16 protein-coding genes are annotated in these 14,321 nt (G+C 65.6%); 6 read left to right on the top strand and 10 right to left on the bottom strand.

Translation table 11 applies throughout. The features are described 5' to 3' along the window. Window positions 1–25 precede the first annotated feature (25 nt). The 3 genes from DB30_RS33630 to DB30_RS33620 are packed head-to-tail and all read left to right on the top strand — an operon-like array spanning window position 26 to window position 4,508. Entirely contained in the window at window positions 26–1,825 is a 1,800-nt protein-coding gene (locus DB30_RS33630) for a thiamine pyrophosphate-dependent enzyme (protein WP_052556848.1), read from the top strand. Further along, window positions 1,822–3,375, top strand: coding sequence for a tryptophan halogenase family protein (locus DB30_RS33625; RefSeq protein ID WP_052556847.1), 1,554 nt, complete (start codon window positions 1,822–1,824; stop codon window positions 3,373–3,375). The genes DB30_RS33630 and DB30_RS33625 overlap by 4 nt, the downstream gene beginning before the upstream one ends. An 11-nt stretch (window positions 3,376–3,386) precedes the next feature. Further along, window positions 3,387–4,508 (top strand): 3-oxoacyl-ACP synthase III family protein, encoded by a 1,122-nt coding sequence (locus DB30_RS33620; protein WP_052556844.1) that lies wholly within the window; start codon window positions 3,387–3,389, stop codon window positions 4,506–4,508. Here DB30_RS33620 and DB30_RS33615 read toward each other — a convergent pair. Together DB30_RS33615 and DB30_RS33610 are read right to left on the bottom strand one after the other, a co-directional pair. Beyond that, window positions 4,487–4,960, bottom strand: coding sequence for a hypothetical protein (locus DB30_RS33615; RefSeq protein ID WP_052556842.1), 474 nt, complete (start codon window positions 4,958–4,960; stop codon window positions 4,487–4,489). The two genes, DB30_RS33620 and DB30_RS33615, sit on opposite strands and share 22 nt — an antisense overlap. Before the next feature lie 27 nt (window positions 4,961–4,987). Further along, entirely contained in the window at window positions 4,988–5,716 is a 729-nt protein-coding gene (locus tag DB30_RS33610) for a formyltransferase family protein (protein WP_146661799.1), read from the bottom strand. A 75-nt stretch (window positions 5,717–5,791) separates the two neighbouring features. On the opposite strand from DB30_RS33610, the gene DB30_RS41870 reads away from it, so the two are divergent. Continuing rightward, window positions 5,792–6,412, top strand: coding sequence for a hypothetical protein (locus DB30_RS41870; RefSeq protein ID WP_052556839.1), 621 nt, complete (start codon window positions 5,792–5,794; stop codon window positions 6,410–6,412). On the opposite strand, the gene DB30_RS33600 is transcribed toward DB30_RS41870, so the two are convergent. The 3 genes from DB30_RS33600 to DB30_RS33590 form a co-directional block, all read right to left on the bottom strand. Then, window positions 6,376–7,041, bottom strand: a complete 666-nt coding sequence (locus DB30_RS33600) for a hypothetical protein (RefSeq protein WP_146661797.1) — start codon at window positions 7,039–7,041, stop codon at window positions 6,376–6,378. The genes DB30_RS41870 and DB30_RS33600 overlap by 37 nt on opposite strands. After that, a complete protein-coding gene (locus tag DB30_RS33595; protein WP_052556835.1) occupies window positions 7,035–7,793 on the bottom strand; it encodes a hypothetical protein in 759 nt (252 codons plus the stop codon). The genes DB30_RS33600 and DB30_RS33595 overlap by 7 nt, the downstream gene beginning before the upstream one ends. Window positions 7,794–7,970: 177 nt before the next feature. Next, complete coding sequence (locus DB30_RS33590; protein ID WP_052556832.1) at window positions 7,971–8,678, bottom strand: hypothetical protein; 708 nt, start codon at window positions 8,676–8,678, stop codon at window positions 7,971–7,973. A gap of 378 nt (window positions 8,679–9,056) precedes the next feature. On the opposite strand from DB30_RS33590, the gene DB30_RS33585 reads away from it, so the two are divergent. Next, window positions 9,057–9,533, top strand: coding sequence for a hypothetical protein (locus DB30_RS33585; RefSeq protein ID WP_052556830.1), 477 nt, complete (start codon window positions 9,057–9,059; stop codon window positions 9,531–9,533). Window positions 9,534–9,801: 268 nt separating this feature from the next. Here DB30_RS33585 and DB30_RS33580 read toward each other — a convergent pair whose 3' ends face one another. The 3 genes from DB30_RS33580 to DB30_RS42565 all read right to left on the bottom strand — a co-directional run bounded on the left by DB30_RS33580 (window position 9,802) and on the right by DB30_RS42565 (window position 12,856). Next, window positions 9,802–10,446 (bottom strand): hypothetical protein, encoded by a 645-nt coding sequence (locus DB30_RS33580; protein ID WP_146661795.1) that lies wholly within the window; start codon window positions 10,444–10,446, stop codon window positions 9,802–9,804. 738 nt (window positions 10,447–11,184) lie between these two features. Further along, a complete protein-coding gene (locus tag DB30_RS33575; RefSeq protein ID WP_146661793.1) occupies window positions 11,185–11,532 on the bottom strand; it encodes a hypothetical protein in 348 nt (115 codons plus the stop codon). A gap of 646 nt (window positions 11,533–12,178) precedes the next feature. Beyond that, entirely contained in the window at window positions 12,179–12,856 is a 678-nt protein-coding gene (locus tag DB30_RS42565) for a helix-turn-helix domain-containing protein (protein ID WP_052556824.1), read from the bottom strand. Between the two features lie 263 nt (window positions 12,857–13,119). On the opposite strand from DB30_RS42565, the gene DB30_RS33560 reads away from it, so the two are divergent. After that, window positions 13,120–13,716: an RNA polymerase sigma factor gene (locus DB30_RS33560; RefSeq protein WP_052556822.1), complete on the top strand. Its 597-nt coding sequence runs from the start codon at window positions 13,120–13,122 to the stop codon at window positions 13,714–13,716. Here the strand turns inward: DB30_RS33560 and DB30_RS33555 are convergent. Together DB30_RS33555 and DB30_RS33550 are read right to left on the bottom strand one after the other, a co-directional pair. Next, window positions 13,668–14,117, bottom strand: coding sequence for a hypothetical protein (locus tag DB30_RS33555; RefSeq protein WP_052556820.1), 450 nt, complete (start codon window positions 14,115–14,117; stop codon window positions 13,668–13,670). The two genes, DB30_RS33560 and DB30_RS33555, sit on opposite strands and share 49 nt — an antisense overlap. Further along, a partial coding sequence (locus DB30_RS33550) for a hypothetical protein (RefSeq protein WP_205633128.1) occupies window positions 14,110–14,321 on the bottom strand: 212 nt, incomplete at its 5' end. The genes DB30_RS33555 and DB30_RS33550, both read right to left, overlap by 8 nt.

The following is a 14,321-nucleotide window of genomic DNA, read 5'->3' as shown; positions in this document are numbered from 1 at the left end:
TCTGGGGACGTGGCCGTGTGCAGAAATGAGCCGTGAACTACAAATCGACGAGCTATCGATTCCGGTCCCGATCGGTCGCGTCGTCCCGGCTGGGCGCTCGCAGCTCGAAGCGCGCTCGCTGCTGCACTGTCGCACCAACGGCGCCGACACGTTGGCGATGGCGTTGTTCGGGTTGGGCGTTCGGCGGGCGTTTGGGGTGCTGGGAGGCGCGATCGCGCAGTTCTGTGCTGCGCTGCACCGGGCCGGGATTGAGGTCATCCACGCGCGCCACGAGTCGGGCGCGGCGTTCATGGCGACCGAAGCCCACTTCGCCACGGATGAGCCAGTCGTCGTCTACACCACCACCGGCCCCGGGGCGACCAACGCCCTGACGGGTCTGGTCGCTGGGGCCTGGGATGGCGCCAAGATCATCGTCGTGACTGGGGCGACCGAGCTGCCCGAGCGCGGACGGCTCGCGTTCCAAGAGACGGGGCCGCGCTCGCTCGATCTCGGCAGCTGGCTGTGGGACGCCTCGAATTATCTCGAGTACACAATTGAGGACGCCGGGCAGATCGCGCTGGTTCGTCAACGCCTGGCGCTGAACTTGGCCAAGCCAGGGGGCTTCCTGGCAAGTCTGAGCTTCCCGCTTGGGGTCCAGGGCGCGACTGCGCGAAGCGTCTCGCCTGACGTCGTCACCCTCTCGCCGCCGGTCGGGGTGTGCCCTGCGCTGGTCGAGCAGGTCCACGAGCGCCTGTGTGATGGCCCGTTCGTGATCTGGGTTGGGTTTGGCGCCCGCGAGGCCGCGCCGCAGCTGCTCGAGCTGGCCGAGCGAACCGGCGCGCCGGTCATGACCTCGCCGCGGGCCAAGGGCGTGTTCCCCGAGTCGCATCCGCAACATCTGGGCGTGACCGGCATGTTTGGCGGCCAGCCGTGGGTGCACGACTACTTTCGCGCGAATCGACCCGACCACGTGTTGGTGCTTGGCAGCCGGCTGGGCCAGACGACCTCGTGCTTCGATCCCACGTTCGCGCCGCGCCGCGCGTTCATTCACGTCGACATTGACGCGACCACGTTTGGCGTGGCGTACCCCGAGAGCGAGACGCTGGGCGTGTGCGCAGAGATCGGTGCGCTGTTGACCGGGCTCAACGAGCTCGATGCTTCGACGTTCAGGGACCCCGAGCTCGGGGGGGCCGCCAGCGACGCGGCGTCGCTCACCAAGATCCCTGCGGCGGCGTGCGAGCTCATTGATCTGGACGGGCCGGTCCACCCCAGCAGCTTGATGGCGGCGATCCAGCGCGTGATCGTCGAGCGCAGCAGCGCGATCGTGCTCGCCGACGCCGGAAATTCGTTTGCGTGGGCCAACGCGCGGCTGCGCTTCGATCGTCCGGGCCGCTACCGGACACCATCTGGGTTCGCGTCCATGACCAACGCCACCTCGGGTGTCGTGGGCGCGGCGATGGCGAGCCACGCGGCCGCGGTGGCGATCGTGGGTGACGGCGCGATGCTGATGAGCAACGAGGTCAGCACGGCCGTGCAGTACAGCGCCGACGCCAAGTGGATCGTGCTCAACGACGCGTCCTACGGCATGGTTCGCCACGGCATGCTGGCGGTCGGCATGGAGCCGCGCGGGACCGCGATTCCACCAACCAACTTTGCGATGCTGGCGACCGCGCTCGGGGCCACGGGCATTCGGGTCAGCAGCGCCCGCGAGCTCGACGAGGCGCTGGTGAAGATGATGCAGACGCCGGGGCCCGTGATCGTGGACGTGGCCATGGATCTGAACCCCCCGCCGCCGTTCGGGCGGCGCAACGAGATTCTCACCCATGGCTGGGAGCGGCACGAATGAACGAGCAGCGTATCTCTACAATTGTGATTGTTGGCGGCGGCACTGCCGGGTGGCTGTCTGCGGCGTACCTCAACCGGGCGCTTGGGTCGAGCGTGCGCATCACGGTGGTCGAGTCGGCCAGCGTCTCGCGGGTTGGGGTGGGCGAGGCCACGGTGCCAACCATGGTCAGCACGCTGGCGTTTCTTGGGATCGACGAGCGCGTGTTCATGCGCCGCTGCAACGCAACCTTCAAGGCCGCGATCAAATACGTCAATTGGGCCCACGGCGGCCGCGGTGACCGAGCGGACGAATTTTATCACCCCTTCTACGACCGGCCCGAGCTGCTCGCGCGGCCGTTCGGTGACATGCACTTTCCCTTTGTTGGCGAGGGCTTCTCGTCGGCCGATGTCTGGGCCGCGCAGGGCTCCGACCGGGACCCACGCTTTGATCGGGTGAGCTCGGCGATTCCCGCCGTCAGCGACGCGCTCGCGTTCTCGCCCGAGCGGCTGCCGGGTTCGCAGACGCTGCAATACGCCTATCACATGGACGCGATGTTGTTCGCGGACATGTTGGCCGAGGTCGCGCAGCAGCGCGGGGTCGAGCGGCGCGTCGATCACGTGCGCGGGGTCGAGCTCGACGAGCGTGGGTTCGTGCGGTCGTTGGCGACCGAATCGGGCGCAGCGCTGACCGCCGACCTGTTCATCGACTGCTCGGGCTTTCGCGGGCTGCTGATCAACGGCGCGCTGCAAGAGCCGTTCTCGAGCGACGCCAAGTACCTGGCCTGCGACGCCGCGGTCGCGCTGCCAGCAGCCAGTGTGCCCGCGCGCGACGGCATCTTGCCCTACACGACCGCGACCGCGCTGTCGGCTGGGTGGTCGTGGCGGGTCCCGCTGTTTCAACGGTTTGGCTGCGGCTACGTGTACTCCAGCGACCACGCGAGCCCGAGCGAGGCCGAGCAGGAGCTGCGTGACTTGCTGGGCCCCGCCGCCGGTCAGGACGCGGCCCACCTGCGCATGCGGGTTGGCCGTTGTCGCCGCTCGTGGGTCAATAACTGCGTGGCAATTGGTCTGTCGAGCTGCTTTCTCGAGCCGCTCGAGTCCACCGCCATTTTCATGGTCGAGTATCAGCTGGCGCAGCTGGTCAACCTGTTTCCTTCGCGCCGGTTCGCGCCCGCGCGGATTCACCGGTACAACGAGACCCTCAACGACATGTACGATCACCTGCGCGACTTCATCGTCATGCACTATTGCACGACGTCGCGGGGGGACACGGCGTTTTGGCGGCGGATCCGTGACGACATGCCGATCCCCGACTCGCTGGCCACGATCCTAGACGAGTATCGCGTTGGCGTGCTCCCGCAGGATCGCCTGCGCTTTCGATTGTTCCGATCGCGCAGCTACACGGCGATCTTGTCGGGGATGGGCGTGTACCCCGACTACGGCCCGCCAATATTGGGCCACGCACCGCCCGCGGCCGGGGACGCGCTGCTCGCTGACATCGCCAAGCGCACCGCGGCGCTGCTGGCGAGCTTGCCTGCGCACTACGACTATGTTCGCGGCCTTCACGAATAGAGAACGGTCTCATGTCAGCAGCCATCCCCGTTGGTATTCGCAGCCTCGCAATCTCGGCGCCCGCCACGATTCGCACAAACGAAGAATTGAGCGAGCGCCACCCCGAGCTGGTCCAGCGATCCGAGCAGAGCACCTTGGGTCGGATCATGTCCAACACCGACAGCCGGCCCGACATGTCGATGATCGACGCGTCGATTGTGCCTTATCTGGATGACCCTTTCCGCGGGGTCACGACCCGGCGGGTGCTTGGGCCCGACGAGAGCTCGATCGACCTCGAGGTGAAGGCCGGCGCCGAGGCGCTCGAGCTCGCCGGGGTCACGCCCGATCGCGTGGATCTGCTCATCAGCGTCGGGTTCTTGCCGCACCACGTTGGCATTGGCAACGCGGTCTACGTGGCCAAGCGCCTGGGGCTGCGCGGCGGCGGCTGGAACCTGGAGACCGCCTGCGCGGGGCCGCTCACGGCGCTGCAGACCGCGTTCGCGTTGGTTCGCGCGGGCGAGTACGAGACAATCTTGGTCACGGTCTCGTGCGCCTACTCGCGCTTCGCTCGCGAAGACGACACCCTGTCGTGGTTCCTGGGTGATGGCGGCGGCGCGTTCGTGGTCAGCCGCGTCGGCGCGGGCACGGGCTACATCTCGGCCTACACCATGCACACGGGCGACACCTGCGGCAGCTGGTACTACACCCTCGAGCTCGATGACGACGGCATGCCCGCGCGGGTGATGCGGGCCCAACCCGAGACCGGGAAGATCTTGCGAAAGACGGTTGAGAAGCACCTGCGGCGCTGCTGTGACGGCGCCGCGGCCAAGGCTGGTGTCAGCCTTCACGACATCGACTTCTTCGTGTTCCACACCCCCACGGCCTGGTTCGCCGACTTCGCCGTCAACGCGCTGGGGATCGACCCCGCCCGCACGGCCAGCGTCTACCAGCACTACGCCAACGTTGGCCCTGCGCTGACCCCGATCAACCTGCACTACGCGGCGTACACCAAGCGCATCAACCCGGGCGACACCGTGCTCGTGTACGGCCCCGGCAGCGTGTCGTCTGCGGCCGCGATGATCATGCGCTGGGGGGACGTGGCGCTGGGCCAGCCGCCCGCGGGCATGGACGGCTACTTCCTTTCGAGCCGCTGACGGAATTTTCCCGACTCGTCGGCGAACGCATCGATCTCGATCTCGGCCGCGCGGGCGAGCTGCTTGAGCACCACCCGGGCTTTGATCTGCTCTTCCATGTCGAGGCCGAGACACGCGACGGCGCCCGCGAAGTCGTGGGTTGAGAACGCCTTGATCTTGGCGCCAACGGCCCAGCTGAGCGCCGTGACGATGCCCTGGGTCACGCGCGAGGCGGTCATGATCACGGTTTGAACTTCGACCCCCGCCCGCGAGAACGCCTCGTTGGAGCGGGCGCGCTGCGACGCCGATGGGCCGGCGCGCAGGGTGTAGACCAGCACGCCCTTGATCTCGCCGAGGTTGGCGATGACGTCGGCCAGGTACGCGTCCCAGTCTTCGTCCGTGGGCGAGTCGTGGGTGTGGGCGACGATGTGTACGACCCCGGGGACAACCCGCCAGTACATGGTCTTGGCCACGGGCAGATACTACAGGAGACCCTACAGCTAGTCGACGAGGTGCGCGTACTCGCCGCGAGCGAGCTTGCGCTTGACCTGCGCGACGCCTTCGTCGGGCATGTTCCGATAGGTTGCGCCCCCTGGTGCTTGTGGCGTCGAGCGAATGGTCCCGCTGAAGTACGCCTGGGTGGCCGTGGCCATCATCGTGGCCGCCAGTCGCGTGGTCTTCCAGCACAGCAGCTCGTAGCTGTCGCCGCGGTGGACGGGGATCCGCTCGCGGCTGACGATCTCGCCAGTGTCGACACCAGCGTCGATGAAGTGGCAGGTGCAGCCGATCTCCACGTCGGTCTCGATCGCCCACGCGACCGAAGCCGAGCCGCGGACCTCGGGCAGCAGACCGGGGTGGGCGTTGAGGGTGTGATCCGCGAGGGCGAAGATGCGCTCGCGCAGGATCCGGGTCCCGCCGAGCACCAGCAGCTTGGGGGATCGCTCGCGCAGCAGCTGGGCGCACGCTTCGTTGTTGTGGCTTGGGACCACGAGCCGCTCGACCTCGCCGCCGCGGGCATGGGCACCCAGCAGCTCGTCGAAGCTGGGCGCGAGCTCGAGGCCGGCCATGCGCGCCGTGAACTTCGCGGCCTCTTGCTTGGCGATCTCCGAGCGCTCCTCGATGAGCGCAAGCGGCACGAGGTCGGCACAAACCAGCGCGCGCAACATCTCGCGGCCGTAGGGATGATCCTCGAGGACCATGAACACATAGGGGGTAGGGGACGAGGTCATCAGCCAGCAGAGGCCACGCTACCAACGTGCGGGCGGGCTGGGTAGCGCGGCTTCGATCCTGGTACCCTGCGGCCCATGCTGCGCCCCCGCCTCGCCCTCGCACTGCTGCTCCCTCTCGCGCTGCTCGCCTGCGACAAGGCTGAAGACAAGCCCGCGGACGCGACCGCCGACAAGGCCGAGAAGCCGGCCGACAAGCCAGCCGACAAGCCAGTAGCGAAGCCGAAGAAGCTCGAGCAGCCGTGGAAGCCCAGCGACGTGATCGGCGCCATGAAGGTTGGGACCACCTTGGTCTACAAGCAGACCGGCAAGGACATCAAGGGCAAGGACGTTGACGACGACTTCAAGTGTGAGGTCAAGACCGCCTCCGACACAGAGGTTGGGACCGTGTGCAACGGCGTCAACCACCCCAGCGAGGACAAGGGCGCGACCATGGTTGCGACCGCGGAGTGGACCGAGTTCAGCCCGTTCTTCTCGGTCTCGCGGCCTGAGGTCAAGCTGATCGAGCGCGCCGATCTCACGGTCCCGGCGGGCACCTTCGACACCGTACAGGCCGAGCTCGCCGGCTTCTTTGGCAACAACTACACGGTGTGGATGATCGCCGACAAGCCCGGCGTGTACGCCAAGGTCCTCAAGCACCCCAACTCGGGCACCGAAGGCGATCAGACCGAGCTGGTGTTCGAGCTGTCTTCGCTGTAGGCGCGCGCTTGCAAGAAGCTGGCGATTGCCAGCAAGAACACGGTGAGCCCGGCGATCTCCATGCTCTCTTCGACGAAGTCGAGGCTGGCGTAGCCCAGGTTCTCGTCGCCGTGGCGCTGAAACCATAGGCCCAAGGGCAGCTCCATCCCCAGCGCGCCGCCCACGTAGACGACGAACGCCGCCGCGAACCCGCGGCGCGTGGGTGGGGGCAGACGCAGCCAAAAGCCCAAGTAGGCGACACCGAAAACCAAGGTCACCGCGGCGCCTGGGACCACCCAGCTGAAGAACAGGGCCCCGTCGAGCGCCAGGCCGTAGAAGCCCTCGTGCAGCTCGATCGACTCGTCGAGTGACATCAGCAAGAAGATCGCCGCGAGCCCGAGCCACCACTTGCGCTCGCGCCCGACCTCGAACCACCCACACATGGCCAGACCCAGCGCCGCGGTCCACAGCAGCCCGCTCGAGTACCAGGTTGGCAGGTTGCCTTCGTAGCTGAGCGACAGGCCCGATCGCCACAGGCTGTCGGGGTCGAGGGGGCCAAGGTGGCAGGCCAGCTCGACGGCGAGCCCAGCCCCGCACACGCACGCGCCAGCCAGCGCCACGCCCCACGCGAGGCCGGCGGGCTTCACCATTCGACGATGACGCCGTGGCCCCCGTGACCCTTGTAGTGGCCCTTGGCCTTGCCCTTGTGGCCCTTGTGCTTTTTATGCTTCTTGTGCTTGTGATGTACGTGCACGTCCACGTGGGGGGCGTGGGGCGCCTCGATCACAATGTAGTGATGGTGGCCGTGATAGGGCTCGTGCTCGAGCACGAATATATAGTGGAAAAAGCAGCCGTGGGCGATCACGAGCGCCCCGTGCTCGTACACGACGGGTTCCTCGTGGTGATAGACGTGAATGTCGGCGTGGTGATCGATGTGATCCGTGAACGCGCCGTGCACCACGAGCTTCTCGTTGTTTTCAACGCTGAACGTGATCGTTGCGATCACCACCCCCACCTGCGCGGGCGGCTTGTCCTGCTTCGTAGACGGGATCACCCGGAACTCGAGGGTGGTCACGCCGCCGGACTTGACCTCGACGACCTCGACGAAGTCCGTGACCCCGTCCTCGTCGAGATCGACGGCGTTGAGCTTGGCCTCGGGGTCGTTGAGCTTGGCCTCGAGCGCCTTGGCGTCGGCGACCGCGTAGCCCTTGACCAGCTCCATCACCGCTTGCAGTTGGAAGCTCGCCGCGGTCTTGCCGGGCTCGAGATCGTGGGTAGCGACGGTGACGGAGGCGTCGGACGCGGCGGCGTCGGCGGTCTTCTCCGATGACTCGGTCGCGTCACAAGCCCCGAGCAGCACGGCGAGGGGCAGACAAATGGCGATGAGATGTTCGGCGCGCATGGGTTTGTTCGTCGCTGGGGACGGGGTTGATCAGACCACGATTCAGACCGTGGCGCTGCCTGTATCTTGGGCTGGTGTCCATACACTCGCGACAGTTGACGCTCGTCGCCGGCGCTCACGCACGAGATCTGCCAAGCAAGACCATGTCGCCGCAGCGACCGATGCCGGGGCTGGCCGCTACCAGTCGTACTGCATCAAGCGAAACGCAAAATAGGCGCAGCACTCGGTGGGATTGTGGTCATCGGACGCCCACTTGGCCACACGCAGGGCTGTTGCCAGGTCGTCGATCAGGCCCTCGTCGTTGAAGACCACACCCTCGTCGCGATGCAGCTCTCGCTCGCTCCCGGTACACGCGAGGCTGTGCGCCTCGTGGACCGCGTCGCCCAGGACCTCGTAGCCGCGGAGCACGCCGCCGGGCTCGGCACGCAGCCCACGTCGCGCGGCGAGGACCTGAGGGCTGGCGCTGTCGCTGTCGCTGGAGAACTCGAGGAACTCCGCGAGCTCCGAGTCCAACAACGCCGCACCGATCAACACCACGTTTGGAACGGAGCGAAGGTACGCGCGGCCAAACGCGCGTGCTTCCTCGAGCGTCAGCGGCACCCACGGCCAGCGGTCGGGGTGCTCGTGGTTGATCGCCTTGCCGAACCGCTCGATCCGCTCGGCCAGCTCGTCACTCAGATCGAGCGGCGCCTTCGGCCGCGCGAAGCCTGGCTGCGCGATTGAAGGCCAGCCGTCGGGGATCACCGGGGCGAGGCAGGTCGACAGCGTGAGCATCTGATTCGGCAGGATGCCTGGGTCTGGCTCCGTCCCCCACTTGGGTCGCGGGACTCGGGCCGTGAAGAAGTAGCCAGCCGAGGTCCACGGCTTGTCCTCGTCGCTGCTCATCCACCGTGATGATACGTGGTTTGGCACGCGGCGCCCGAGCGAGATCGTGGTCTTGTCATCGAGATCCCGACGAACTAGCGATGCCGTTGTGGTGGCTTCCTACGGCGTGGGGAACGTGTCGGATGATGACGTGGTTGCGGCGATCCGGGCGGGGGAGCTGAGTTGGTCTGCCGATGCGCCTGCGCACACATGGTTGCGGGATCCGTCGGGGTACCTGTTGATCGCCGCGAACCGGACCTACAAGCGGAGTTTGTTGCTGTGAACTTTGATCCGACGCTCATGGAGCGCTGGTCGCTGCGTTGATGACGGTGCTCGGCGCGGGGGCGGGGGGTTGGGGTTCGGCGCAGCCGACACGAGGCCAGCGCGGCGGACTCGTAGATGTTGACCTCGCAGCTGACGACGCTCACCCAGCAGCAGGCCGAGACGACCGCGAAGATCGCCGAGGTGGTCATCACGCTCGACAGGATCGTGACGGCCGATCTCCAGCGCTTCGACGACCGCGTGCAGCGGCATCGGCGGGCGCTTCAACGCCTCGCGGCGGACGTGGACGCGGTAAGCGACGCGCTGGAGATCATCGTGACACACATCAGCGACGCGGTGCCCGAGCAGGCCAAGCGCTCGGTCAGCGCGAAGCTGCAGCGGTTGCAGCGACACGAGGTCGCAGGGGTAAGTCGGCGAGGAAGCTGTGAGGGAGCGTTGTACCCGCTCGGCGCCTGCGCCAAACAAGTACGCACAATAGGCTCCGCGTCGTATACCGTGACGAGAAAGTTGTGGGCTCGACTCCTGCGGATGGCACTTCGTCGTGCTTCCGAACGTGGCAGGTTGCGCGAAGGATGGATGCTTTTCAGCGGTTGATCAGCGTGGCCATCGCCGCATGTTGGGTTCTGCTCAGCGGTTGTGGGGCTCGCCCGGACCTCCCCGGACCGGGGCTGTGCGGTACGCTAGGTGTCAGAATGCTCGAGCCGCCCAGTCAGGCCCAGGGCCGAGCCGTGCGCGTTCGATCGCTGCCCGGATGGCGCCTGTCCACGAGATGAAAGTGGGTATGGCATATCGAGCACGCGCCGAACAGAGTGCGGCTAGCCGTGAACGAAAATGGCATGAGGGTTAGAGTGCAAGTTGCTGTTCACTCTGAGTGGGGTTCCGTGTCACCGTCACCCCAAATGAATTCCATTAGCTGCTCTGCCAAACCGAGCACGGGCGCCACATTTACAACAAATGTATGTTCTTCGATCTCAACAAGAGATTGCGCTCGAAGGCGGCGGGAGAGTTCGTATTTGGCGTCCGATTTTGAAATTTGCACCTGGTTGGCCCTGTACTTGGCGCGAGGGTGTCCGTCAGGAATATACTGCGTCGACAGGTCCACCTTGGCTAACCGTCCTTTCACCTCAGTCACCAGTTCGGCGAGTAAGCATGCCTCGGGGTACTCAAGGCGAAGTACATAGTCCCACAGTATTTCAGCCATTCCCTCGCTATAGAGACGAGGGTTGAATCGTCCAAGGAAAGCCCTGTTCAGCAACTCCCGCTTTCGGTTCGAGCGTGCACGCGAGTATTCCTCATTCAATTCGCGCGCCGCATCTAGGAAGTCGTCAAGCAGCGGTCGCTCATCTTCATCAAACTTCGTCCATGCCGGATACATCTCGACTACCATGGCTTCGATCGATTTACGGTACTCGGCTCGTGCACGGGCATCATTGGCTTCTGCCAGTTCTTTGATTTTCTGAACGAACGCTTTTGCCGCTGGTTTCGTGAGGGCAGCGAGAGCAGTCATGATGGTGTGACCTTGCGGAATTCGGCCTGACACGTCGTGCCAGCGGGAGCGTCTCCCTTGAGGGCACTCCACGAGGGGTTACACTTCTCAACTTCTTCTAGGTGGTCTGGACAAAGCCAGTACCGCTTGCCTGTTCGTGGGTCTGTGGCTAGCGTGAGAGAGCACGCCGCCTCCGTGCACTTTGTGTTGTCGATCGTCGTCATCTCCCACTCCTACCATGCAGCACAACGCCCGTCATGCCTAGCTCGACGGAGAGTGATCACGAACTGATCTGGAAGACAGTCTTCGCATCATCGTGAGCAAAAGTGGCCCAATTTGAGTCAGCGGAAGTCGCTGTGGACGAGCCTAACCGCTTCCGCGCCGTTAGTCACCGATCGGTGACCTCGTGTCGCTGCTGTTGCCGCCGCTCGAGCTTGTCCCAACGCTCGGCCACGCTGCTCTGGCGCTCCCCTCAGACGTGCGTCACCAACACGTCCAGCGCATCCGCGACCGCATCCCCAGCCGAACGTGAGCCCGCTCTTGCGTCCCCGCCCACTCGTCGACCCGCTACAGCACCCCATCACTCGCAGAAGCGCTCGCCGATCTCGGCCGAGGTCCGCCGCTGGCTGGGCTTGGCTCGCTTGCAGGGCGACGTCGACGGCCGGCGCCACGGGCCGGGTCTGCATGCCTGGATCACTTCGGCGAGCACCAACTCCTGCGCTCGGGCCGACCGGGGGCCGGCTGATGGTAGCCGTCCGCTCACCTGATGCCGCGAAGAAGCGCCTCCAGTTCGTCGGCGGTCAGCGGATTCGGCTCGCGCTCGCGGAGGAGTTCAACTTCTGGCTCTGTGGGCGGCGAGACCCTCACGCGGTCGATTCGACCGTGGATGTAGCTGTCGATGTCGTCGATCAGCTTGGGCCAGCCGAGGCCATGCAAGATGGACCACGGTCGCCCTTCGTCGATGTACACCTGGATCGTCCATTGGCCGAACCGAACATCAAGGCGGGCAACCCGCGTGTCGACCTCGACACGTTGCCAGTTGGAAGCGATGTCGGCCTTGATTGAGTCGAGAAGGGCGAGCCACTCGGTCATGGTGATCTGGTTCACCACGGAATGCTGGCACATCGGCTCTCGGTTGGGCACCGCAAACCGAACGTGACCGAACCCACCGTGAGGTGATCGGTCGTCGTTGTCTCATGCTGCAGGACTGAGGTGTGAGTCAGCGAGGTTGCTTAGATCCAGGCCACGTCCCTACAAGCTTACGGCCACACCGAGCGGTGCATGCTAGCGAGGTTGATCCCAAGGACAATCGGTAGCCACACCAAGTATGTCCGCACTTGCTGTGAGCAAAAGCGGCCCACTTTGGGCCATGGCTGAGCTTCAGCGCCCGGTTCAAGCTCGCCGAACGGTGAGCACTTCCGACCTGATTTCGCCACGACCCCCCCGGTGTTCCTCGATAGCGCCCAGTTCTGGCTCGCTCGTCAACAGGCCGCGACTGCTCGCCAAGTTCGGCGAGGTCCTGCACGCGTGCGATGCCAGCTGCGAGAGCCTGGTTGTCATGACCGACAGCTGGACGGTGTGGCGACATGGCATGGCTCTCGTCGGAGTTGGCATCGTGGCAGGCTTCACCGGTTTGACCGACACCGTTGCCACACTGGCTCACTGCCGCTGTCCTCAGTGCCGGAGTAGTCTGTCCCAACGCTACACCGGCGCTGTTGCTGTTGCTGCTCGAGCGACTCGAACGACGCTCCAACTACCGGCGCTCGAGCTCCTCGATCAGAGCTGCAAGCACGCGCTCCAACAGCCCCAACTCCACGGGGGAGCGCCCGATCAACAAACCCGTAATCCGGGCAACATCCTCGGGAACCCCCTCGAGTTCGAAGGCAACGAACATCGCCGCGACCGAGAGACCCAGCCCCTTGCAGACCTTGCGTAGCGTCCGCAACGACGGCGAGAAGTCCTGGTGCTCGAGTCGTCGGATCGTGTCGGCCGCGAGCCCGCTCCGAGCGGCCAGCTCCTCTTGTGTCATGCGCCGAACCTCGCGTAGGCGTTTGACGTGAGCCCCGAACGAACTCGAATTGTCGGCTTTGTCCATTGTTGTTGCCATCCCCTCGTCGCTGGTGGCGTCGGTCCATAGAGCCTCGAGCGTTTCGAACAAGATCTCGAGCAGCTGCATGGCCAGCTCGTGGTCGCATTCAGGCCGGCCCGCCACGAGGTCGAGGAGCTCTCGCCTGACGTCTCGCATGCCCAGCTCGTACTCGACAAACAGCGTGCTCATCTGCAGCCCCAACCCGCGCGTGACCTTGGACAGCGTGGCGAGGCTCGGGGAGAGTCCACCATTCTCGAGTCGACGGACGGTGTCAGGCGACAGAGCGCTGCGCTCCGCGAGGACCTCTTGGGTGAAGCCCCGCGTCCTTCGAAGCGAGCGCATGTGCTTACCGAAGCGATCTCGCTCGGATGTCATCGTCGGGGCCACCCACCGACCGCCTCGGCTCCTCCGTCGAACGAGGTCCACGTCACAGCACCCCGCGGCGACGACAGCCTCGGCCCAACCAATTCATGCGTATTCGACAAACACGAATTTCGAACTGGCACACTGCCCGCGCGCAGCTGTGCAGCCCTATCTCGTTTGCTCGGATCCGCACATGTCCAAACGACCAAAGGCCCTCGCCAGGAATTGCTAGGTTCCGGCCGATGTTGGACCACAACAAACTCCGCGCCGGGGACCCGGCGACCACGAGGGCGTGTCATGGGATCATCGAAGCGTGCCTGCGCCGCTACATCAAAGATGAGAGTCGGATCCGCGAGGTCGCGCAGTCGACCTTCGCGGAGGCGATGCAGAAGCTTCGAGACGGCGCCGCCCCCAGGCGCGAGCGCATGGTGAGTTGGCTTCTCAACTGTGCCAGCAACGCCCTTCGACGCGAGCTGACGCAGATACGGCGCCAAGTGGACAATTTCGAGTCGCGCATGCACAGCCCGGCGACGCCAGCGGCGATCGATCTGCTCGAGGCCAAAGCCGAACTCGCGCGGATCGAGCAGCTGCTCGAGCTGTGCAGCAAGCACGATCGGGACGTGTTGTTCGCCAAGGCCCGCGGTGACTCCGTCGAGGAGATCGCGGCGGAGCTCGGGACCACCCCCGCGGCCGTGCGCTCTTCGGTGGCGCGGACGCGACAACGCCTGCGGTTGACGACCACCCCCGACGAGCAGCGCCGGCGCCTGAAGTACTTGGCGCGCCGCGCGATTCAACAGCATCCCTCGCGCTGGGGCCCAACGCCGGAGTCCAGTCGGTGAACGGGCACCAGGCGATAGCGCGTCGCCGAGGTGACGCCACGGCGCTCGAGCTGCCCAGCGTCAACGAGGTCGCCGAGCACCTGTTGGGCCGTCCAGCGGCGAAGGTCCAGGCTGAGAACGAAGAAGCTCGAGGCCATCCAGATCCCTGGGCGACCACGGAACGCACGCATCACCGCGTCCTCAACCGTCTCGCCGGCGCGGATCCCCGGCGGCACCGGCGGACTGGGGAGCACCGGTCGGCGCAGGTCAGCGACGGTGAGGTCGGCGAGCACGTTCGCGTATGGGCCTGCGTGGAGCAGGCCGGCCAGCGATTCGAGGGTCAACGTCGGATACCTGCGAAGCACCGTGACCACGCCCGCTCGGCGGGCTTCGGTGGCGAGCGTGATCGCGAGTTCACTCATGGTCGTCTCCGGTCGTCGTGGCCCGGGCGAGCCACGCGATCATGTCGTTGACCTTGGCCTGGCGCTCAGCGCCAAGTGCAACGATTCGGTCCGCGAGCATCCACGCCTCTGGGGCACGCGCGAGAAAGTAGTCAATCACGGTGAGGTAGCTGGACATTCGAACGTCACAGCCGCGCTCGAGCCGAGCGAGGGCGCTGGCGTCGA

Source organism: Enhygromyxa salina, assembly GCF_000737335.2.
Classification (GTDB): Bacteria; Myxococcota_A; Polyangia; order Nannocystales; family Nannocystaceae; genus Plesiocystis; species Plesiocystis salina_C.
This window is presented reverse-complemented; position numbering and strand designations above follow the sequence as displayed.

Coding starts and splice junctions, on each gene's coding strand:
- DB30_RS42565 (WP_052556824.1), bottom strand. CDS start 12,856: ATGCGCTCGCTTCGAAGGACGCGGGGCTTCACCCAAGAGGTCCTCGCG.
- DB30_RS33585 (WP_052556830.1), top strand. CDS start 9,057: ATGTTGACCTCGCAGCTGACGACGCTCACCCAGCAGCAGGCCGAGACG.
- DB30_RS33600 (WP_146661797.1), bottom strand. CDS start 7,041: ATGGTGAAGCCCGCCGGCCTCGCGTGGGGCGTGGCGCTGGCTGGCGCG.
- DB30_RS33555 (WP_052556820.1), bottom strand. CDS start 14,117: ATGAGTGAACTCGCGATCACGCTCGCCACCGAAGCCCGCCGAGCGGGC.
- DB30_RS33590 (WP_052556832.1), bottom strand. CDS start 8,678: ATGAGCAGCGACGAGGACAAGCCGTGGACCTCGGCTGGCTACTTCTTC.
- DB30_RS33610 (WP_146661799.1), bottom strand. CDS start 5,716: ATGACCTCGTCCCCTACCCCCTATGTGTTCATGGTCCTCGAGGATCAT.
- DB30_RS33560 (WP_052556822.1), top strand. CDS start 13,120: ATGTTGGACCACAACAAACTCCGCGCCGGGGACCCGGCGACCACGAGG.
- DB30_RS33625 (WP_052556847.1), top strand. CDS start 1,822: ATGAACGAGCAGCGTATCTCTACAATTGTGATTGTTGGCGGCGGCACT.
- DB30_RS33595 (WP_052556835.1), bottom strand. CDS start 7,793: ATGCGCGCCGAACATCTCATCGCCATTTGTCTGCCCCTCGCCGTGCTG.
- DB30_RS41870 (WP_052556839.1), top strand. CDS start 5,792: ATGCTGCGCCCCCGCCTCGCCCTCGCACTGCTGCTCCCTCTCGCGCTG.
- DB30_RS33580 (WP_146661795.1), bottom strand. CDS start 10,446: ATGACTGCTCTCGCTGCCCTCACGAAACCAGCGGCAAAAGCGTTCGTT.
- DB30_RS33620 (WP_052556844.1), top strand. CDS start 3,387: ATGTCAGCAGCCATCCCCGTTGGTATTCGCAGCCTCGCAATCTCGGCG.
- DB30_RS33630 (WP_052556848.1), top strand. CDS start 26: ATGAGCCGTGAACTACAAATCGACGAGCTATCGATTCCGGTCCCGATC.